This window comes from Sphingomonas sp. Leaf25 (assembly GCF_001421635.1).
Taxonomy (GTDB): domain Bacteria; phylum Pseudomonadota; class Alphaproteobacteria; order Sphingomonadales; family Sphingomonadaceae; genus Sphingomonas.
This window is the reverse complement of record NZ_LMKU01000033.1, coordinates 436,405-457,092: the sequence shown is the minus strand read 5'-3', so window position 1 is coordinate 457,092 and position 20,688 is coordinate 436,405. Positions and strand designations below refer to the sequence as shown.

At 69.2% G+C, this 20,688-nt stretch carries 13 protein-coding genes and 1 other annotated feature; of the genes, 4 read left to right on the top strand and 9 right to left on the bottom strand.

Features of this window, described 5'->3' with window-relative positions:
* Window positions 1–74: 74 nt before the first annotated feature.
* Together ASE78_RS17055 and ASE78_RS17050 are read left to right on the top strand one after the other, a co-directional pair.
* A complete protein-coding gene (locus ASE78_RS17055) occupies window positions 75–3,116 on the top strand; it encodes a sugar-binding domain-containing protein (protein WP_235515134.1) in 3,042 nt (1,013 codons plus the stop codon).
* Window positions 3,117–3,298: 182 nt separating this feature from the next.
* Window positions 3,299–3,354, top strand: a sequence feature (sul1 is cis-regulatory element that is thought to sense ions involved in sulfur or methionine metabolism; They are found in Alphaproteobacteria).
* Between the two features lie 64 nt (window positions 3,355–3,418).
* Complete coding sequence (locus tag ASE78_RS17050) at window positions 3,419–4,903, top strand: SulP family inorganic anion transporter (RefSeq protein ID WP_056498732.1); 1,485 nt, start codon at window positions 3,419–3,421, stop codon at window positions 4,901–4,903.
* Window positions 4,904–4,916: 13 nt separating this feature from the next.
* On the opposite strand, the gene ASE78_RS17045 is transcribed toward ASE78_RS17050, so the two are convergent.
* The 5 genes from ASE78_RS17045 to ASE78_RS17025 form a co-directional block, all read right to left on the bottom strand.
* Window positions 4,917–5,834, bottom strand: coding sequence for a glycosidase (locus tag ASE78_RS17045; protein ID WP_082467297.1), 918 nt, complete (start codon window positions 5,832–5,834; stop codon window positions 4,917–4,919).
* The gene (locus ASE78_RS17040) at window positions 5,831–6,595 is read right to left on the bottom strand and encodes an SDR family oxidoreductase (RefSeq protein ID WP_056498729.1); all 765 of its coding nucleotides are present in this window, start codon (window positions 6,593–6,595) and stop codon (window positions 5,831–5,833) included. The genes ASE78_RS17045 and ASE78_RS17040 overlap by 4 nt, the downstream gene beginning before the upstream one ends.
* 79 nt (window positions 6,596–6,674) lie before the next feature.
* Window positions 6,675–9,773 (bottom strand): PAS domain-containing protein, encoded by a 3,099-nt coding sequence (locus tag ASE78_RS17035; RefSeq protein ID WP_082467331.1) that lies wholly within the window; start codon window positions 9,771–9,773, stop codon window positions 6,675–6,677.
* A gap of 126 nt (window positions 9,774–9,899) precedes the next feature.
* Window positions 9,900–12,194, bottom strand: a complete 2,295-nt coding sequence (locus ASE78_RS19855; protein ID WP_321163103.1) for a putative bifunctional diguanylate cyclase/phosphodiesterase — start codon at window positions 12,192–12,194, stop codon at window positions 9,900–9,902.
* A gap of 20 nt (window positions 12,195–12,214) precedes the next feature.
* Window positions 12,215–12,820 (bottom strand): hypothetical protein, encoded by a 606-nt coding sequence (locus ASE78_RS17025; protein ID WP_056498727.1) that lies wholly within the window; start codon window positions 12,818–12,820, stop codon window positions 12,215–12,217.
* A 146-nt stretch (window positions 12,821–12,966) separates the two neighbouring features.
* Between ASE78_RS17025 and ASE78_RS17020 the strand changes: the two genes are divergently transcribed.
* Window positions 12,967–13,800, top strand: a complete 834-nt coding sequence (locus ASE78_RS17020) for a DUF3034 family protein (RefSeq protein ID WP_235515133.1) — start codon at window positions 12,967–12,969, stop codon at window positions 13,798–13,800.
* A 207-nt stretch (window positions 13,801–14,007) separates the two neighbouring features.
* Window positions 14,008–14,499 (top strand): group I truncated hemoglobin, encoded by a 492-nt coding sequence (locus ASE78_RS17015; RefSeq protein ID WP_056498723.1) that lies wholly within the window; start codon window positions 14,008–14,010, stop codon window positions 14,497–14,499.
* Between the two features lie 19 nt (window positions 14,500–14,518).
* On the opposite strand, the gene ASE78_RS17010 is transcribed toward ASE78_RS17015, so the two are convergent.
* The 4 genes from ASE78_RS17010 to ASE78_RS16995 are packed head-to-tail and all read right to left on the bottom strand — an operon-like array spanning window position 14,519 to window position 20,674.
* A complete protein-coding gene (locus ASE78_RS17010) occupies window positions 14,519–15,550 on the bottom strand; it encodes a DUF2891 domain-containing protein (RefSeq protein ID WP_056498722.1) in 1,032 nt (343 codons plus the stop codon).
* A complete protein-coding gene (locus tag ASE78_RS17005) occupies window positions 15,547–16,446 on the bottom strand; it encodes a DUF979 domain-containing protein (RefSeq protein ID WP_056498719.1) in 900 nt (299 codons plus the stop codon). The genes ASE78_RS17010 and ASE78_RS17005 overlap by 4 nt, the downstream gene beginning before the upstream one ends.
* Entirely contained in the window at window positions 16,443–17,096 is a 654-nt protein-coding gene (locus ASE78_RS17000; protein WP_056498717.1) for a DUF969 domain-containing protein, read from the bottom strand. Before ASE78_RS17000 ends, ASE78_RS17005 begins: the two co-directional genes overlap by 4 nt.
* Window positions 17,096–20,674 carry a hydantoinase B/oxoprolinase family protein gene (locus tag ASE78_RS16995; protein WP_056498715.1) on the bottom strand — a complete coding sequence of 1,193 codons (3,579 nt, stop codon included), beginning with the start codon at window positions 20,672–20,674 and terminating at the stop codon, window positions 17,096–17,098. Before ASE78_RS16995 ends, ASE78_RS17000 begins: the two co-directional genes overlap by 1 nt.
* Window positions 20,675–20,688 lie beyond the last annotated feature (14 nt).

Below are 20,688 nucleotides of genomic sequence, written 5' to 3'. Positions count from 1 at the left end.
TTTCTCAATACGGCTTGCTTCGGCCTGACAATCTGCACATAATGGTTACAAATACCATAATGTGGGAGTTAAGGATGCGCTCATGGTTTGCAGCATCGGTCGCCGTCCTTGCACTGGCGTCCCCGGCATCGGCGCATGACGCCTCCAGCGTGGTCGCGTCGGGCCGTGCGACCTATAATCTCAATCCCGGTTGGCGGACGATCACCGGCGATCCGGCCGGGGCGCAGGCCGCCGGTTTCGACGATCGCGCCTGGGGCCGTGCCACGCTGCCGCATGCGTTCAACGAACGCGAAGCCTTTGCCCGCGACATCAAGGACCTGTCGACCGGCATCAACTGGTATCGCAAGCGGATCACGCTGCCCCGCGGCGCGCAGGCGGGCAAGGCGTTCCTCGAGTTCGAAGGCGTGCGGCAGGCGGCCGAGGTGTGGGTGAACGGACGGGCGGTCGTGCTGTCCGAACATGGCGCGATGGCGTTCGGCGCGGACATCACCGCCGCGCTCAAGCCCGGCGAGAACGTCATCGCGGTGCGTGTCGACAGCGACTGGCGCTACAAGGAGCGCGCGACGCGCAGCGGCTTCCAGTGGAACGATCGCAACTTCAACGTGAATTACGGCGGGATCACGAAGAACGTCCGGCTGCACCTGACCCCTGCGACCTATCAGACGCTGCCGCTGTTTTCGGCGCTGGGCACCACCGGGCAATATGTCTGGGCCGACGCCTTCGACATCGCCGCGCGTACCGCGACGATCCATGCCGAGACGCAGGTCCGCAACGAAGCGACGCGCGCCCGCACGATCGGCTACCGGGTCGAGGTGCGCGACGCCACCGGGCGGGTGGTCGCGCGGTTCGATGGCGGCGGCGCGACGCTGGCCCCGGGCGAGACGCGGACGCTCACCGCCGACAAGCGGCTGGGCGGGCTCCATTTCTGGAGCTGGGGCTATGGCTATCGCTACCGCGTCACCACCAGCCTGACCGAAGGCGGCAAGGTGATCGACGCGGTCGACACGCTCACCGGGTTCCGCTCGACGCAGTTCGGTGACGGCATGGTCCGGTTGAACGGGCGGGTGATGCAGGTGCATGGCTATGCCCAGCGCACGTCGAACGAATGGCCGGCGGTCGGCGTGTCGATCCCGCCGTGGATCAGCGACTTCTCCAACGCGCTGATGGTCGAGAGCGGCGGCAACCTCGTCCGCTGGATGCACATCACCCCGTCGAAACAGGATATAGAAAGCGCCGACCGCGTCGGACTGCCACAGGCGATGCCGGCGGGCGACGCCGAGCATGACGTCGAGGGCCGCCGCTGGGACCAGCGCAAGGAATTGATGCGGGACGCGATCATCTACAACCGCAACAACCCGTCGATCCTGTTCTACGAAAGCGGCAACGAGAGCATCAGCGAGGCGCATATGGCCGAGATGAAGGCCATCCGCGATCGGTACGACCCGCGCGGCGGCCGCGCGATCGGATCGCGCGAGATGCTCGACAGCACGACCGCCGAATATGGCGGCGAGATGCTGTACCTGAACAAGAGCGCGAAACACCCGATGTGGGCGATGGAATACAGCCGCGACGAGGGCGCGCGGCTGTATCAGGACGATTTCACCGCGCCGTTCCACAAGGATGCGCCCGACTATAACCGCAACCAGGACAGCCACGCGATCGAGGATGTCCGCCGCTGGTATGATTACTACCGCATCCGCCCCGGCACCGGGCGGCGGGTGAGTTCGGGCGGGGTCAACATCATCTGGTCCGACAGCAACACCCATTATCGCGGCGACAACAACTATCGCCGATCGGGCGAGGTCGATGCGATGCGCCTGCCCAAGCAGGGCTATTACGCGCACCGGGTGATGTGGAACGGCTGGGTCGATCCCGAGGCGCCGGCGACGCATGTCATCGGCCACTGGAATTACGCGGCGGGCACGACCAAGCCGGTCAGCGTGGTGTCGAACGGCGCGGCGGTCGAGCTGTTCCTTAATGGCCGTTCGCTGGGGCAAGGCACGCGCTCCAGCGGCTTCCTGTTCCAGTGGCCCGCCGTCGCGTGGGCTCCGGGGACGTTGCGCGCGGTCGCGACCGGGGCCGACGGCCGCCGCTCGGAACATGTCGTCGAGACGGTCGGCGCCCCGGTCGCGCTGCGGCTGACGCCCAGAACCGGCCCGCGCGGCTTCGTGATGGACGGTGCCGATCTCGCGCTGGTCGATGTCGAGGTGGTCGATGCCAAGGGCCGCCGCGTGCCGACCGCCAACGACAAGGTCGCCTTCGCGCTCGATGGCCCGGCCGAATGGCGCGGCGGCATCGCGCAGGGTGACAGCTCGGGCAAGCCGCGTGCGACACAGGCGGTACAGGGCGACGTCATTCCCGGCACCACGCCCACCGCCGGCACCGCGCGGGGCGAGGACAATTACATCCTGTCGCGCACCTTGCCGGTCGAGGCCGGGGTCAACCGCGTGCTGCTGCGTGCCGGGGACCGCCGGGGCACGGTGCGGCTGACCGCCAGCGCGCCGGGGCTGAAACCCGCGACGATCGCCATCCCGACCGTCGCCGCCGCCGCGACGCCGGGCGGCCTGTCGCGCAGCTTCGCGGCGGCGGCGCAACCCGGCCTGCTGACGCGCGGGCCGACCCCGGCGGGCGAATCCTACCGCGTCACCCGGTCGACCGTGGTGCCGGTGCGGGTCGTCGCCGGATCGAACCCCGCCGATGCCGCCCGGACGTTCGACGACAACGAACTGTCGCGCTGGATCAGCGACGGGCGGGCCGACAGCGCATGGATCGAGTATGATTTCGGTCGCGAAGTGAGCTTGAGCGAGATCGAGCTGAAGCTGGTCGGCTGGCGGTCGCGCGCCTATCCGCTCGCCATCACGCTCGACGGGCGCGAGGTATGGCGCGGCGAGACCGAACGCCAGCTCGGCTATGCCGCCGTCGCCTTCGCGCCGGCGCGCGGGCGGGTGCTGCGCATCACCCAGACCGGACCGGTGCAGGACCGCGACGCCTTTGGCAAGATCGTCGAGCTGGCCACCGCGCGGCAGGCGGGCGACACCGGGGCCGACGCGGTGCCCCCCGGCTTCCGCCTCGCGATCGTCGAGGCCGATTTCCACGGGCCGGTGGCGGCACGGTAAGGTTTGATCCATCCATCCTGAAACAGGCGTCATCCCAGCGAAGGCTGGGATCTCTTGGCTGGTGGCGCACGACAGGAGCCGCTTGAGGCCCCAGCCTTCGCTGGGGCGACGATTCTGTTCGGATGGATCGACCCCCGAGGCTTGCGTCGGGATCGGCGGGTCGGCTACAGCGCGGTCATTCGCAAGGACCCGGTGAAATTCCGGGTGGCTATTCCGGCCGCCGATCCGCCGGACAACATGCACATCCAACCGATCCCGCGCGCTCCACCCATGGGCGCCATGTGCCTTGTTGTGGATTTCACATGCCGCTTATTTCCAGAACCTATCGCCGTCAGTGGTTCACCGACGGCGCCGCCGCCCGCCGTGACGTGCTGGCCGGCATCGTCGTCGCGCTGGCGCTCATCCCCGAAGCGATCGGCTTCTCGATCATCGCCGGGGTCGATCCGGCGGTCGGCCTCTATGCCTCGGTCGCGATCGCCATCGTCATTTCGCTGATCGGCGGACGGCCCGGCATGATCTCGGCGGCGACCGCCGCCGTCGCGGTGCTCATCGGCCCGCTGGTGCGCGATCACGGCGTCGCTTATCTGTTTGCCGCGACGATCCTGATGGGGGTGATCCAGATCGCCGCCGGGCTGCTGCGGCTCGACCTTGTCATGCAGTTCGTGTCGCGCTCGGTCATCACCGGCTTCGTCAACGCGCTCGCGATCCTGATCTTCCTCGCGCAGCTCCCGCAACTGACCGGGGTGACGTGGCACAGCTATGCGCTGGTCGCCGGGGGCCTCGCCATCATCTACCTGTTCCCGCGCGTGACGAAGGCGGTGCCATCGCCGCTGGTCGCGATCCTCGTGCTGAGCGCGATCAGCATCGGCCTTGCGCTGCCGGTCAACACCGTCGGCGACATGGGCCGCCTGCCCGACGGGTTGCCAGGCCTTGCGCTCCCGCAAGTGCCGCTGACGTTCGAGACGCTGCGGATCATCCTGCCCTATTCGCTGACCATGGCCGCCGTCGGGCTGCTCGAATCGTTGCTGACCGCGCAGATCGTCGACGACATGACCGACAGCGACAGTGACAAGCGGCGCGAATGCGCCGGACAGGGCGGAGCGAACATCGTCGCCGCGCTGTTCGGCGGGATGGGCGGCTGCGCGATGATCGGCCAGTCGGTCATCAACGTGACGTCGGGCGGGCGCAGCCGGCTGTCGACCTTTGTCGCGGGCGGATTCCTGCTCGTTCTGCTGACGCTGCTCGGGCCGTTCGTCGGGCGGATGCCGATGCCCGCGCTGGTCGCGGTGATGGTGATGGTGTCGATCGGCACGTTTAGCTGGAACTCGATCGCCAACCTGCGGCGGCATCCGGCGACCTCGTCGATCGTCATGCTGACGACGGTCGTCGTCGTCGTCGCGACGCGCGACCTGTCGCTGGGCGTGCTGGCGGGCGTGCTGCTCTCGGGCATCTTCTTTGCCGGCAAGGTGCAGCGGATGTTCGCGGTGGAGCGCAGCATGGACGACGGCGTTACCTACCGCGTCACCGGCGAGATTTTCTTCGCCTCGGTCGATCGCTTCACCCGGGCATTCCGGCCGGAGGGTACTACGCCGGTGACGATCGACGTGTCGGGTGCGCATTTCTGGGACATTTCGGGTGTCGGCGCGCTCGACAAGATCGTCGCCCGGTTGCGCCGCGACGGGGCGGTGGTGGACGTCATCGGCTACAACCGCGCCAGCGCCGCGCTGGTCGACCGGTTCGCGCTGCACGACAAGACCGGGGTGGAGCTGGGGGTGGTGCCGCATTGAGCGGCACGCCCCCTCAACTCCGCCGGATCAACGCCCGCGCCAGCCGGCGGTCCTCCAGCGAATAATAGAGCCAGATCGCCCCGTCCGCGACCACGACCGATGCCGCGAACGCGATGTCGGTCGCGCTGCGATCGTCGACCGGCGGCGGGGTGACGAGTGGCTGGAGCCCGCGGGCGACGACACGGCTATAATCGGCGTCGAACGCGACCCAGCCGATCCGCCAGCGCGCGTCGCGCGTGGCACCATTGTAGAACATCACCGGACATGCCGGATCGTCGGTCAGCAACGGCCCGGTCGACAGATGCCAGTCGTCCCAACTGTCCGCGCGCGGCAGGAACGGGGTCGGCTGTTCCTCCCATGGGCCGGCGACATCGGCACCGACTGCCATGCCCACCCGCGATGCCTCGTCGGCGGCATATTCGTAGAACAGCCGCCAGCGCCCGTCGGGCGTGCGGTCGATCGTCGCTTCCTTGGTATTGCCCTCCGACTTGGACGAGGCGAGCGCGACGCCGCTCTTGACCAGCCGGTCGAGCGACGGACCGGTCGCATAGGACAGTTCGCCATGCGCGTGATCGGCGAGCACGCCCGAATAATAGACGACATAGCCGTCGTCGCGGCGGACGACCGTCGGGTCCTCTACGCCGCCCGCGTCATGCTCGTCGGGGCCGGGCACGATCGACGGCGTGTCCGCCATGGTGAAGCGCACCCCGTCGTCGCTCCACCCCGCCCAGATCACGCCGGTATCGGTGAGCGGCGCGCCGGGTGGCACGACCGCGCGGACCATGATGCCGTAGCGACCGTCGGGCTCGCGCCAGACATAGGGGCTCATCAGGTCACGCGCCGCCAGTTCGGGCGGGCCGTCGAGCGTGACAGACTCGATCGCCCGGACGTTAAAGTCGAGCAGCAGGTTGGTGTCGACGACGCCGGTCATGCGCCGATCGCCTGCATCAGCGACAGTCCGCCGTCGATCACGATCCGCGCGCCGGTGATATAGCGCGCCTTGTCCGAGGCGAGGAAGACGGCGAGATCGGCCACCTCTTCGGGCGCACCGGCGCGGCCCAGCGGAATGTTGTTCTCCAGCGTCCGGCGGTAGGTCTCATCTGCCTGCGCCCGCGCGTTCATCGGCGTCAGGATCATCCCCGGCTCGATCGCGTTCACGCGGATGCGGCGCGGTGCTTCCTCGATCGCCAGCGTTTCGACCAGGTTGGTCAGCCCGCCCTTCGCCGCGCAATAATCGGCCCCGCCGGCGCGCACCGCATAGGCATGGATCGACGAGATGTGCAGGATCACCGCATCGCCCGCCTCGCCCCGCCCGGTCAGGAACCGGCGCGAGGTGAGGAACGCGCCGGTCAGGTCGGTGTCGAGCAACCGCCGCCACTGGGCCAGCGTCATGTCGCGGACGTTGACCCCGGTCATGTTCAGCCCGGCGGAATTGACCAGCACGTCGGCCGGCCCCCATTGCCGCTCGACCGTGGCGAAGGCGGCATCGACCGACGCTTCATCGTCTACATGCGCCTGCACGGTGATCGCCTCGCCGCCGGCGGCGCGTACCGCGTCGGCGCTGTGCCCGGCGGCGGTGGCATCGGCGAAATAGAGTACCGCCACCCGTGCGCCGGTCGCCCCGAAGGCTGCGGCGCAGGCGGCACCGATGCCCGATTCGGCACCCGTCACGATGATCGTCCCGCCCGTCACATGCCACCTCCCGCAGTCGTTCGGGGGGTGCAACGACCGGCGGGGCGATTGGCTTCATGCCGGGTAGCCGGTCCGGCGATTATCCGACCGGCTGATCCTTCGTCCGCCGCACCCCGCCGCGCACTGCCGCGATCAGCGCCTTGGCGTCATAGGGTTTGGCGAGCACCACCGCGTTCGGTTCGCGCTGCACCGCGCCCGGATCGCCGGTGGCGAACACCACCAGCGCGTCGGGGCGGACGCTGCGCGCGCGTGTCGCCAGCTCACGGCCCGATGCGCCGGGCAGGTTGACGTCGGTGATGAGCACGTCGACCGGCGCGGTCTGGAGCGCCATCAGCGCTTCCTCGGCGCTCGCCGCTTCCAGCACCACGAACCCTGCGTCCTTCAGCATGTCGGCGGTGTTCGTGCGGATCAGATCGTCGTCCTCGACCAGCAGCGCGGTCTGGCGCAGGCTCGGCGGAGTCGTCACCGCGACCGGCGGGTTGGGTTCGGGCGCGGTGCGGGTCGCGACGCCACGCTGCTGCTGGTTGGCCAGCACATGGCGGAATTTGCGCGCCAGCGCCTCGCGCGTGTACGGCTTCGACAACAGCTCGACGCCCTTGTCGAGCCGCCCGCCATGGACGATCGAATTCTCGGTATAGCCGCTGGTGAACAGCACCGCGATATTGGGCAGCCGCTCACGCGCCTTGCGCGCCATTTCTGGGCTTTTCAGCGGTCCAGGCATCACCACGTCGGTGAACAGCAGGTCGATCGGCACCCCGCTTTCGATGACGGCAAGGCCGCTGGTCGCATCGGCGGCCTTCAGCACGCGGTAGCCAAGGTCGCCCAACAGCGCGACGACGGTCGCGCGGACCTCCTCGTCGTCCTCGACCACCAGCACCGTCTCGGTCCCGCCGCGCACCGGCCCGGTATCGACCGCGACCTCGACATCCTCGGACTCCATCGCGCGCGGCAGGTATAGCTTGATCGTCGTGCCGTGGCCGATCTCCGAATAGATCTTCACATGCCCGCCCGATTGCTTGACGAAGCCGTACACCATCGACAGCCCGAGGCCCGACCCCTTGCCTTCCGCCTTGGTCGAGAAGAACGGTTCGAACACTTTGGCGACGATGTCCGGGGACATCCCGCTGCCGGTGTCGGTGACGGCCAGCATGACATATTGCCCCGGCACCACTTCCTCGTGCGTCCGCGCATAGGCATCGTCGAGGTGCGCGTTCGACAGTTCGATCGTCAGCCGGCCCTGCCCCTCCATCGCATCGCGCGCGTTGATCGCCAGATTGAGCAGCGCATTCTCGATCTGGCCCGGATCGATGAAGGTGTTCCACAGGCCGCCGGCGAACACCGTCTCGATCTCTACGCCCTCACCGATCGCGCGGCGCAGCATGTCGTCCATCCCCTGTACGAAGCGGGTGACGTTGACGACCTTGGGTTCCAGCGCCTGCCTGCGCCCGAACGCGAGCAACTGGCTGGCGAGCTTCGCCCCGCGCGAGACGCCGGCCATCGCATTGGCGACGCGGCGCTCGGCGCGTTCGTTGCCCGCCACGTCGCGCCCGAGCAGTTGCAGGTTGCCGCCGATCACCTGCAACAGATTGTTGAAATCATGCGCGACGCCGCCGGTCAGCTTGCCGACCGTTTCCATCTTCTGCGACTGCGCCAGCTTCGCCTCGGCCTGCCGCCGCTCGGCGATCTCGGCGATCACGCGGGTTTCGAGCGTTTCGTTGAGGCTGCGCAGTTGCTCCTCGGCACGTTCGCGGTGCCGCACCTGTCGCGCCAGGCTTTCGGCCTGATCGCGCAGCGCCGCTTCGGCCGCGCGCTGGTGCGAAATGTCGGTGTGAACGCCGACCCATTCGACGATGCGGCCATCGTCGTCGAGAATCGGCAGCCCCCGGATCGCGCAGGTGCGCCATTCGCCGTCGTGCCGCCGCACGCGATGTTCGTGGACGAACATGCCGCGGCTCGCCACCGCCGCGTTCCACGCGACCACGGTCGCCGCCGCATCGTCGGGATGCACCGCCGCCGACCAGCCGAACCCCTGATACTCGTCGAACGACTGACCGGTCAGCGCGCCCCAGCCGGGCTGTTCGCCGAGCATCCGCCCGTCGGCGCTGTTGGTCCACAACACGCCGTGAACCGCCTCCATCGCGGTGCGGAACCGGCGGTCGCTCGCGCGAACTTCGGCTTCGCGCCCGGCACGGTCGGTGATGTCGATGCCGAGGATATAGGCGCCGCTCGTCGCCCCATCGGCGCCGGTCGCGGGGACGTAGCGGATTTCCGCCCGGCGCGGCCCCGCTTCCCGGTGGTGCAGCGTGGTTTCGGCGACGATCGCCTGGCCGCCCAGCGCCGCGTCGATGTCCGCGCGCCGGTCGACATAGGCCGCCTCGCCGATCACGTCGCGGATGTGGCGGCCGACGATCGCCTCGGGCGACGTGCCGAACCATTCCTGATAGCGGGCATTGGCGAAGCGATAGCGATGGTCGGCACCGACATAGGCGACCAGCATCGGCATCGCATCGGCGATGCCGCGCAGTTCGGCCTCGCTCGCCGCCAGCCGCGCCTCGATCTCCACGCGCTCGCTATGGTCGACGATCGTACACAGCACCCCGCCCGCCACGCCGTTCGCGTCATGCACCGGGGTGTAATAGAGGTCGAGGAATAGCGTCTCCGGCCCGTCGCCGCGCTCCAGCACGATCGGCTGGTCGTGGAACGACTGGACTTCGCCGCGCAGCCCGGCGGCGAGGATCGGACGGTTCCAGTCCCAGACTTCGGGCAGCGCCTCGGCGACCGGGGTGCCCAGCGCCAGCGGATGGCGATCGCCGAGGATCGCGCGATAGGCGTCGTTGTAGAACAGGATATGGTCGCTGCCCCACATCAATACCTTGGCGACCGGCGAATTGACGATGTTGGCGATCGTCGCGCGCATTTCGTGCGACCAGCCATCGGGCGTGCCGAGCGGCGACTGGCTCCAGTCGCGACGGCGGATCAGCGCGCCGCACTCGCCGCCCGCCGCCGGCCAGCCCGGCGTCAGCGGACGTGCCGCCGCCCCCGCCGCGTCGCGCAGCGCGCACAGGCCGGCGCGGACCACCTCGCTGGTGTTGGCATAGTCGCCGGTCGCCATGCGCTCGACGATGAACTGTTTCAGTTCGGGCGTCAGCGAAACGTTGGAGGTCAGGCGTCCGGTCATGACCGCTATTTCGATCGCTGCATATTCCATGTCAACAAGCGACCCGATTCGCCACGCCGGCGCGACCGGGCGCGGCACCTCGCCGATCGTCGCCTTTGGCTACCGGCCATGGTTTCGGACAGGCGATCATCCCGCGAGCCGCCGTGCGCCCTCACCCTCCATGCCCAGCATCCGCCGGATCTCGCTTTCGGGCACCGGCCGGCTGAAATAATAGCCCTGGATATGGGTACAGCCCTGTTCGCGCAGGATGTCGAGCTGGCCGGCGTTCTCGACGCCCTCGGCGGTCGTCTCCATGCCCAGCGCCTCGGCCAGCGTCGTGATCGACTTGATGATCGCGGTGGCGCTGTCGCCGTCACCGTCGAGCAGGTCGAGGATGAAGCTGCGGTCGATCTTGATCTTGTCGAATGGAAAGGCGCGCAGATAGCTGAGCGAGGAATAGCCGGTGCCGAAATCGTCGAGCGCGACGCGCACGCCCAGCGCGCGCAGGCTGTGCAGCGAGGCCAGCGTCGATTTAGGATTGTCGATGAACAGGCTCTCGGTGATCTCCAGCTCCAGCCGCTGCGGGGCGAGGCCACTTTCGGACAGCGCCTGGAGGATGACGGCGGCGAGGCCCGGATTGCGGAACTGGACCGGCGATACGTTCACCGCGACCCGCACGTCGTCGGGCCAGCGCCGCGCCGCGCGACACGCCTCGCGGATCACCCATTCGCCGATCGGCACGATCAGCCCGGTATCCTCGGCCAGCGGGATGAAGTCGACCGGCGACACTTGCCCACGCACCGGATGGTTCCAGCGCAACAGCGCCTCGAACGCGCAGACGCGGGTTTCGGACAGGTTGAACAGTGGCTGGAACATCAGCGACAACTGCCCCTCGGCGATCGCGTCGTGGAGGTCGAGCTCCATCTGCCGGCGCTTGCGCGCCTCGGCATCCATCGTCGCCTCGAAGAAGCGATAGCCGCCGCGCCCGTCGTGCTTGGCGCGGTAGAGCGCGAGATCGGCGTTCTTCGCCAGCGTCACCGCATCCTCGCCGTCGACGCCGAGGATCGCGATGCCGATGCTGGTGCCCGGCACGATGCGGTGGCCGTTGACGATGCACGGTTCGGCCACCACCCGCGTCAGTTCATGCGCCACCCGGTCGAGCGAGCGCTGCGCATCGTCGAGCACGATCGCGAATTCGTCGCCGCCCAGCCGCGCGACGAAGCCGTCGGGCGCGAACCGGCTGAGCCGGCCGGCGATCTCGCACAGCAAGGCGTCGCCGGTCGGATGGCCGAGCGTGTCGTTGACGACCTTGAACTGGTCGAGATCGAGGCAGAACAGCGCCTGTCGCCGCTGCGACGGCGGACGGGCGATCACCATGGTCAGATGGTCGCGCAGCAGGACGCGGTTCGCCAGGCCGGTCAGATGGTCGTGCAGCGCCATATGGGTGATCTGGCGCTCGCGCTCGCCGATGTCGTCGACCATGCGGTTGAAGCTGGCGGCGAGCGTGCCGAGTTCGTCCCGCGTGGTGACGGCGACCTGCGTATAATCGCCACGCGCCACCCGCCGCGCGGCATCATCGAGCGCGATGATCGGTCGGGTGATCCGCCGCGCCAGCACGACGCTGCCGATGCCGGCGATGACGACGCCGACCGCGCCGCAACCGATCAGCAGCCACAGCAGCGGCCGATATGCCGCCAGCGCGTCGGTGATGCTGTATCGCAGCAGCAGCACCTGCGGCTCGCCGTCGACGAACGAGGCGATCGGCGATGCCTGCACCAGCATCCGCTTGCCGTCGATGTCGCGTTCGACCACCGCGCCGCCGCGCTGCGCGGGGTCGAGCGTCGCGGCGGGGACGATATGCGGCGCAAGGTCGATCGAGGACAGCCGGGCCAGCCGGGCCATCTCCCGCCCGTCGAGCGCGTTGCCGAACACGACCCAGCCGATCGTGACCGGTGCCTTGACCGCCGCGGCGGCAGCGTTGAACCGGGCGTCGCCGATGCGCAGCACGCCGCGCGTCCGCCCGCCGTCGAGCGCGGCGAACAGGTCGTCGGCGTCGCGCGGCGACATGCGTCCGCGATAGCCGACGACCGCTCCGTCCGCGCCGACGAAGAATGCCTGGTCGAGCCGCAGGCGGCTGCGCAGCGAATCAAGCGCCGAGACGATCGTCGGCGCGTCGCCCGTCGCCGCCGCGCTGCGAAAGCCGAAGTCGCCCGCCAGCACGGTGCCCGCATCGCCAAGCTGGGCGTAACGCATCGCCGTCACCCGGTCGAACACCTTGGCGCTGGCGACCATTTCGTTGCGGATCATGCCCTCGGCGGTATTGCCGATCCCCGCCTTCACCCCGATCAGGATCAACACGACCGCCAGCGCGAACAGCGCGCCATAGAAGACCGCCAGCTTGGCCGAGAGCGACCCGCGGACGAGCGCAATGACGCGCGGCAAGGACGGGCGCGGCACGGCCGTTACCGGAGCGCGATGGTGATGCGTTTGGCGGTATCGCCGCTGGCCGGAACGTCGAGCGGGAAGCTGACCTCGCCCAGCTTCGCCTTGAGCCGGGGGTGCCATATCGTCAGCGTCGCCCGCCCGCCGGTGACGCCCGCGATCGACGTATCGCCCGCCGCCGCCGTCTTGCCCGCGAACGGGGTGTCGACCACGCGGATGAAGCCCGACATCGCATCGTGAATGTTGCAGCCGAGCGCGACCGTGCCCGGCGTGGTGAACAGGTAGCTGCGGCTCTGATCCCGTCCGAACAGCTTCAGTTCGAACTTCGCCGCGCGCGAGAAGCTGTAGACGTGATGGCGCACCTTGTCCTGGTTGGGAAAGGTGACGGTCGCGCCGACCGGCACGATGAGCGTGCCGGGATTGAAGGCGATGCCGCGCTGGACCATCGTGCTGGGCCAGGGAAACCGGATCGGCCCGGCCGGAACGCCGGCTGCCGGATGGATGGTGACGACCGCATCGGGCACCGGCTGCCCGGCGGCATCGACGACACGGACCGCGACGGTTCCGGCAACGGCGGGAAGCGGCACCAGGAAGGCAGCCATGGCGGCGGTAGCAGCGAGTTTCATGGACCCAATATGCGTGGAATCCATCAACCTCCGGTTAAGACCACGCTGATTCGCCTGCACGCCGGTTAGCCGGATATTTACCGGCGCGCTTCTACCCTCGAGGAATGAAGAGCATCTCCCGGAATGAACTTTGCGCAATTTGCGTAATGACGGTCGCCCTGCCGGCACAGGCGCAGACCGTCGGCGAACCCGGCAAGCTGTTGCTGACCAACGGAATCAGCACGATCGAGGGATCGGCGGGCGGCGGGTTGACGCCATGGGCGGTCATCGCCGGCAATGCAACGAAGGACACGATCGGCGGGCAGGCGGGCGTCACCATCGCCGCGCTGCCCGATTACGACGTCACCGTCCTGTCGGGGGCGATCGGCGCGTGGGACCGGATCGAGCTGTCGTTCGCGCGCCAGATTCTCGACACGAACAAGGTCGGCGCCGCACTCGGCCTCGGCAATGATTTCAAGTTCGATCAGGACATCTATGGCCTGAAGGTCCGCGTGGCGGGCGATGCCGTCTATGGATTGCCATGGATGCCCGCCGTCGCGGTCGGCGCGCAGTATAAGAAAAGCCTCGATGCGGCCGTCGTCCGCGCGGTCGGCGCGCGCGAGGCCGATGGCGTGGATTATTATGCCAGCGCGACCAAGCTGTTCCTGAACTGGTCGGTGCTCGCCAATGCGACGGTGCGCGCGACCAAGGCGAACCAGAACGGGCTGCTCGGCCATGGCGGCGCGCTTGGCGACAGCTACCGGGTGCAGGTCGAGGGGTCGCTCGCCTATCAATTGTCGCGCCGGCTGGTCGTCGGCGCCGAATATCGCAGCAAGCCCAGCAACCTGGCGATCGCGCGCGAGGACGACTGGGCCGATGCCTTCGCCGCCTATGGCATCAACCGCCACCTGACCGCGACGATCGCCTATGCCGATCTGGGATCGGTCGCGACGTTCGAGAAGCAGCGCGGCGTCCTGTTCCAGCTTCAGGGCAGTTTCTAGACCGGATCGACATTCGGTCGGAGCGCCAACATTATCGCTCCCCTCCCTGAGAAGGGAGGGGCTGGGGGTGGGTAGGTCCGTGAGGGAAGGTATGTTTTCCACAACCGGCCAACCCACCCCCGCCCCCTCCCTTCCAGGGAGGGAAGAAACCGAACATTCGCTCGATTGTCGATCCAGTCCCTCCCACTCCTACCGGACCTCGTCATCATGATCCTTGCCGCCCTCCTCCTCACCCTGTCGCCGGTGGCGCAGGACCATCCGCCCGCCCATGCGATGCCCGGCGAGGAGCCTGTCGAGCCGTACCGGGTGGACGCCGCCAACGCCGGCGCGACGCCCTTCGCCGGCGAGGGCATGGCGCGCGCGTTCCACGGACAGCCGGGCATCCGCCGGATCGTCGATCGCTTCGTCGCGACGAACTTCGCCGACCGGCACATCGGCGAGGTCTTCGCCAACCACGATCAGGTCCGGCTGAAACGGACGCTGTTCGAGCATTTCTGCTACATCCTGAACGCCGGATGCAGCTACACCGGGCGCGACATGCTGAGCGCGCACAAGACCATGGGCGTGCAGCAGGGCGACATGAACCGGTTGGTTGAGAACCTTCAGGCGGCGATGGGCGCCGAGGGCGTGGCCTTCGCCGCGCAGAACCGGTTCCTCGCCAAGCTCGCGCCGATGCGGCACGACATCGTCGAGCGGTAACGCCCGCCGCCGCCGGGACTCATCCGGCCGGGACCGACGCCCCGATCGCATGTGCCGGCACGGCGGGACCCAGACCGGCGGTGGCGAGCAGCGCGAAGGTGGCGAGCCAGTGGCTGCCCATGTAATCATCGTCCAGATGCGGCAGGCTGGCGACGAGGTGCCGGTCGGCGACCTCGCCTAGCCGGTCCTCCAATGGATGTCCCACAGCGATGGCGCGCCAGCACCATGCGCGGCTGAGGTTCAGCCCGTCGAGATGCGCGATCTTGCCGTCGCTGCGGTCGGACACGGTGACGGGGTGGAACAGCGTCGCCGGCTCGCCGCGATCGAGATCGGGCAGGAAGGCGGCGAACCATGTCGCGAACGCGGGCGCGGGCAGGACGTGGCGCATTAGCAATGCCTCGGTCAGCGCCGACGACAGGAAATCGTCACCCGACGGCTCCCATGCCTGACACCCCCGGTCGCCGAGGAACCATGCCTGCGCCCGCTCGTCGATCAGCGCGACCAAGGCGGCGTCGCGGGTCATCGCCCAGTCGCGCGCCAGCACCAGCGCGAAGGCGGTGTTGAAATGGGTGCCGGTGCGGATCGGATAGGTGAGCTTTGGCAGAAAATCCCGGAACCGCGCGGCGAACGCTTGCGCCAGCGGGGCCAGCGCCTCACCCCACGGCGCGTCGTGGCGGCATGCCTCGGCATGAAGCGCCAGCAGCCACGCCCAGCCATAGGGGCGTTCGAACCCGGCGGCGAACGGCTGGTCGAGACGGGCGCGCTCGCCCGCCACCCGCTCCGGGATCAGCATCATGTCGGCGCGCGCGGCAATCGCGGCGGCTTCGGGCAGGGTCGGGAACAGGCGGCGGATCGTCAGCAACTGCCACCAGCCATGGACGCAGCTATGCCAGTCGAAACTGCCGTGGAAGATCGGGTGAAGGTCGACCGGCGGGCGCACGTCCTGCGGCCCGGCCAGCACCTGATCGAGCTTGTAGGGATATTGCTGGCCGATGTGGCCGAGCGTGATCCGGGCGAAACGGCCGGCGAGGTCGGGAGTCAGCGTCGTCATGTCAGCACCCACCACAACAGCATGATGTTGAACAGGAGCAGCGGCAGCGCGGTCGCCGCCTGCGCGCGGATCACGCCGTAGCGGTCGCGCAGGTCGAGCAGCGCTGCGGGCACGATGTTGAAATTCGCCGCCATCGGCGTCAGCAACGTGCCGCAGAAGCCGGCGAGCATGCCGATCGCGGCGACCGGCGCAGGATCGCCGCCGTAGTGGCGGACCAGCAGCGGAATGCCGACCGCCGCCGCCATCACCGGAAAGGCCGCAAAGGCATTGCCCATCACGATGGTGAACAACGCCATGCCGAAACCATAGGCGACGACCGCGCCGAAGATGCTGCCCGCCGGGATCGCCCCGCCAATCAACCCACCGACCACGTCCCCGACCCCGGCGAGCGCGAACACCGCGCCGAGGCTGGCGAGCAGTTGCGGCATCACCGCCGCCCAGCCGATCTCGTCGAGCAGGCGGCGGCCCGAGCGCAGCCCGGCCAGCGGCGTCGCGCGCAGCGCCAGCCAGCATAAAGCGAGCGCGACGAGAACCCCCGCCGCCAGCGCGACCAGCGTCGCCTGTTTCGGATCGACCAGCGCCGGCACCTGTTTGAACAACACCGTGCCGCCCAGTGCCGCCGCCGGAATGACCAGCGCCAGCGCAAGCAGCGGGCCTTTGGGGGTCGCCGGTTCGACGCTTTCGCCGCGCCGCATCCGCCCCGACGCGGCGGTCGCGACGAGGGCGAGGACGAGGACGCCGTTGCCGATGTCGCCGATCCGGTCGCCCGCGAAGAACGAGAGGCCAAGCAGCGCGTGGAACAGCGCATTGGCGAAGCGCCGGTCGATAATCCCGAGGATCGCGCAGCCGGCGAAGAAACTGCCGGCGACGAGATAGACGAAGCCGAGGCCGATCATCGCTTCGCCCCCGCCAGCCGCCGGTCGAGCAGCCACAGTCGAAGACCATGGATCAGAAAGGCGGCGATGGCGGTCGGGATCGCCCAGACCGACAGGTGGAACGGCTCGATGGCGATGCCATAGCCTTCCAGCACGCCCTTCATCAGCAGGATCGATCCGATCGCGATGAAGATGTCCTCGCCGAAGAACAGCCCGATATTGTCGGTCGCCGCCGCCAGCGCGCGGACATGTTCGGGGTCGGCGGTGCCCTGCCCCTCGGCCGCCGCTTCGGCCATCGGTGCGACCAGCGGGCGGACGGTCTGCGCATGGCCGGCGATGGCGGTAAGGCCGAGCGCGGCCGACAATTGCCGGAACAGCAGATAGCCGGCGAGCAGCCGCCCGACGGTCAGCCCCTTGAGGCCAAGCACCAGCGAGCGGGCGCGCGCCTGAAGCCCGGCGCGTTCGAGCAGGCCGATCACCGGCAGCACCATGTAGATCGCGGTGACGTAGCGCGTCTCGTTGAACGCATGGCCGAAGCGGGCGAGGACCGCCAGCGGATCGAGCCCGGCGGCGAGGCCGGTGACGCCGGCGGCGACGATGATGACCAGCAGCGGATTGAAGCGCAGCAGGAAACCGAGCGCGATGACCGCGACGCCCGACAGGACCAGCATCAGCCGCGCTCCGACCGGGGATCGCCATAGCCGCCGCCGCCCGGCGTCTCGATCACGAACACGTCGCCCACGCGCATGTCGGCCGAGGCGACCGCGCCGAGGCGCTCGACACGGCCATCGGCGCGTTCGATGCTATTGGCGCCGACCGCGCCGTCACCGCCGCCGGCCATGCCGAACGGGGCGACGCGGCGGTGGTTCGACAGGATGTTGGCGCGCATCGCCGCGCGGAACCGCACCCGCCGCGTCGTGCCGTTGCCGCCGGCCCAAGCGCCATCGCCGCCCGATCCGTGGCGGATCGCGAATTCTTCGATCAGGACCGGGAAGCGCGTCTCCAGCACTTCGGGATCGGTCAGGCGGCTGTTGGTCATGTGCGTCTGCACCGCGCTCGCGCCGGCGAATCCGGGGCCGGCACCGGCGCCGCCGGCGATCGTCTCGTAATATTGGCGGTCGGCATCGCCGAAGGTGAAGTTGTTCATCGTGCCCTGACTGGCGGCCATCGCGCCCAGCGCACCCAGCAGCGCGTCGGTGACGACCTGGCTGGTCTCGACGTTCCCGGCGACGACCGCCGCCGGGAAGCACGGGTTGAGCATCGATCCTTGCGGAACGATCAGCGTCACCGGCCGCAGGAACCCGTCGTTGAGCGGCGCATCCTCGCCGACCAGCGTGCGCAGGACATACAGCACCGCCGCGCGAGTCACCGCCAGCGGGGCATTGGTGTTGCCCGGCCGCTGCGCGCTGCTGCCGGTGAAGTCGACGGTGAGCGCGCCTGCCGCCGCATCGACCCGTACCGCCACCCGCACGACCGCGCCGTCGTCAGTCGCATAGGCGAATTGACCGTCGGCCAGTGTGCGGATCAACCGGCGCGCCAGCGTTTCGGCATGGGTCTGGACATGCTCCATATAGGCGGCGACGACCGCCAACCCCTGTTCGGCGACGAGCCGGGCGAGGCCCGCCGCGCCGCGCGCGCATGCGGCGAGCTGTGCCGCCAGATCGGCCATGTTCTGGTCGATGTTGCGCGCCGGATGCGGACCGCTTGCGAACAGCGCGCGCAATTCAGGCTCACGCAGCCGCCCGTCGGCGACGACCAGCACGTCGTCGAACACCACGCCTTCCTCGGCGATGGTACGGCTGTCGGCGGGCATCGATCCGGGGCTGGTCCCGCCGACATCGGCATGATGGCCGCGCGCCGCGACGAAGAAGGCGGGCACGTCGGCGCCATCGGCGAACACCGGCTGGACGAGCGTGATGTCCGGCAGGTGCGTGCCGCCGCGATAGGGATCGTTCACCGCATAGGCATCGCCCGGCCGCATGCCGCGCCCGTCGGCATTGCGCGCGGCGATCAGGTGGCGGACGCAATCGCCCATGCTGCCCAGATGCACCGGAATATGCGGCGCGTTGGCGACGAGATGGCCGTGCGCGTCGAAGATCGCGCAGGAGAAATCGAGCCGTTCGCGGATGTTGACCGATGCGGCGCTGCGCTGGAGCGCCGAGCCCATCTCCTCGGCCAGCCCCATGAACAGCCCGGCGAAGATGGCGAGGCGGACCGGATCGACGCCGGCATCGCCGCTGGCCTGCGCGCGGGGCGCGGCGCGGTTCAGCCGCAGCGTGCCGTCGTCCAGCACCACCGCGCGCCAGTCCGGCTGAACCGCGAGCGTCGAGGTGGGATCGACGATCAGCGCCGGGCCGTCGACGCATTGTCCGGCTCCGAGCGCCTCGCGCCGGTGCAGCGGGGTGGCATGGCGCGCGCCGGCCATCGCCACCTCGACCGTCTCGGGTGCCTGTCCGGTCGCCGTCACCGTGGCGGCGGCGAGCGGCGTGGTGGGCAGCACCGCCTCGACCTGAAGCCGCTCGACCATCAGCATGTCGTCGCCGTCGAAGCCGAAGCGGTCGCGGTGCGCGCCCACGAACGCCGCCGCCATCGCCGTGTCATCGGCGATACCCACGTCGATCCCCTGATCGGTGCGAGCATAGCGCAAGGTCGCGCTCGCCTCGACCCGCGCCCCGTCGCCAAGGTCGGCGCGGGCGGCGACGACGAGATCGTCGAGCAACGCGCGCCAGTCTCCAGCAAGCGGCAGCCCTACGCTGCGCTGGCGCACGCTCCGCCGGTCGGCGAGCGCGATGCCCCATGCCGACAGGACGCCGGCCAGCGGATGGACCAGCACTTCGGTCATGCCCAGCGCATCGGCGACGAGGCAGGCGTGCTGCCCGCCCGCCCCGCCGAAGCTCATCAGCGCATAGGTCGCCGGATCGTGGCCGCGCGCGACCGACACCGCCTTGATCGCACCGGCCATATTGGCGACCGCGATCGCGACCAGCCCTTCGGCGGCGGCATCACGGGTCGGCCGCGTACCGGTCGCCAACTCGACCTCGTCCAGCAGCGCGTCGAGCCGGGCGAGCGCGGCGTCGCGGTCGAGCGGTTGGTCGCGTGCCGGGCCGAACACCGCCGGGAAATGCGCCGGTACGATCCGGCCGAGGACGAGATTGCAGTCGGTGACGGTCAGCGGCCCGCCGCGCCGGTAGCAGGCGGGACCCGGATCGGCCCCGGCCGATTCAGGGCCGACGACGAAGCGGCCGCCATCGAACCGGCAGATCGAACCGCCGCCCGCCGCCACCGTATCGATCCGCAGCATCGGTGCCGACACGCGGACGCCGCCGATCACCGCCTCCTGCCGCCGCTCGAAGCTGCCCGCCCACAGCGACACGTCGGTCGAGGTGCCGCCCATGTCGAACCCGATCACGCGCGCCGCCCCGGCGTTGGTCGCCGCCGCCGCCATGCCGACGATCCCGCCGGCGGGACCGGAGAGCAGCGCGTCCTTGCCGCTGACCGCCGCCGCATCGGCCAGCCCGCCCGACGACTGCATGAACAGCGGCGCGCCGCCGAACGCCGCCGCCAGCCCATCGACATAGCGGCGCAGCACCGGCGAGAGATAGGCATCGGCAAGCGTGGTATCGCCACGCGCGACCAGCCGGATCAGCGGCGCGGCGCGGTGGCTGGCCGAAATCCAGGTGAAGCCGATGCGCCGCGCCAGATCGACCAGCGCCGCCTCATGCGCCGGATGTCGCCAGCCGTGCATCAGGACGATCGCGACGCTGCGCAGTCCATCGTCATACGCTTGGGCCAACGCGACCTCGGCCGCCGCCGGATCGAGCGCGCGGACGATCCTGCCATCGACATCGACCCGTTCGTCGACCTCGATCACCCGCTCGGCCAGTGGCGCCGGCCGGACGATCGCGCGCGCGAAAATATCGGGCCGGTCCTGATAGCCGATCGCCAGCGCGTCGCCGAAACCGCGGGTGATGACCAGCACCGTCGGTTCGCCGCGCCGTTCGAGCAGCGCGTTGGTGGCGACGGTGGTGCCGATCCGCACGTCGATCGCCGGCAACGGACCCTCGGGCGTGCCCGACAGCCGCCGCACCGCCTCGACCGCCGCATCGTCGTAGCGGCCGGGATCGGCCGACAGCAGCTTGGCGACGGCGATCCGCCCATCGGCATATTCGGCGACGACATCGGTGAACGTCCCCCCGCGATCGATGGCGATACGGCGAAGCGGTGACCGATGGTCCTCAGGAACTGGCATGGCCGGGGGTATCG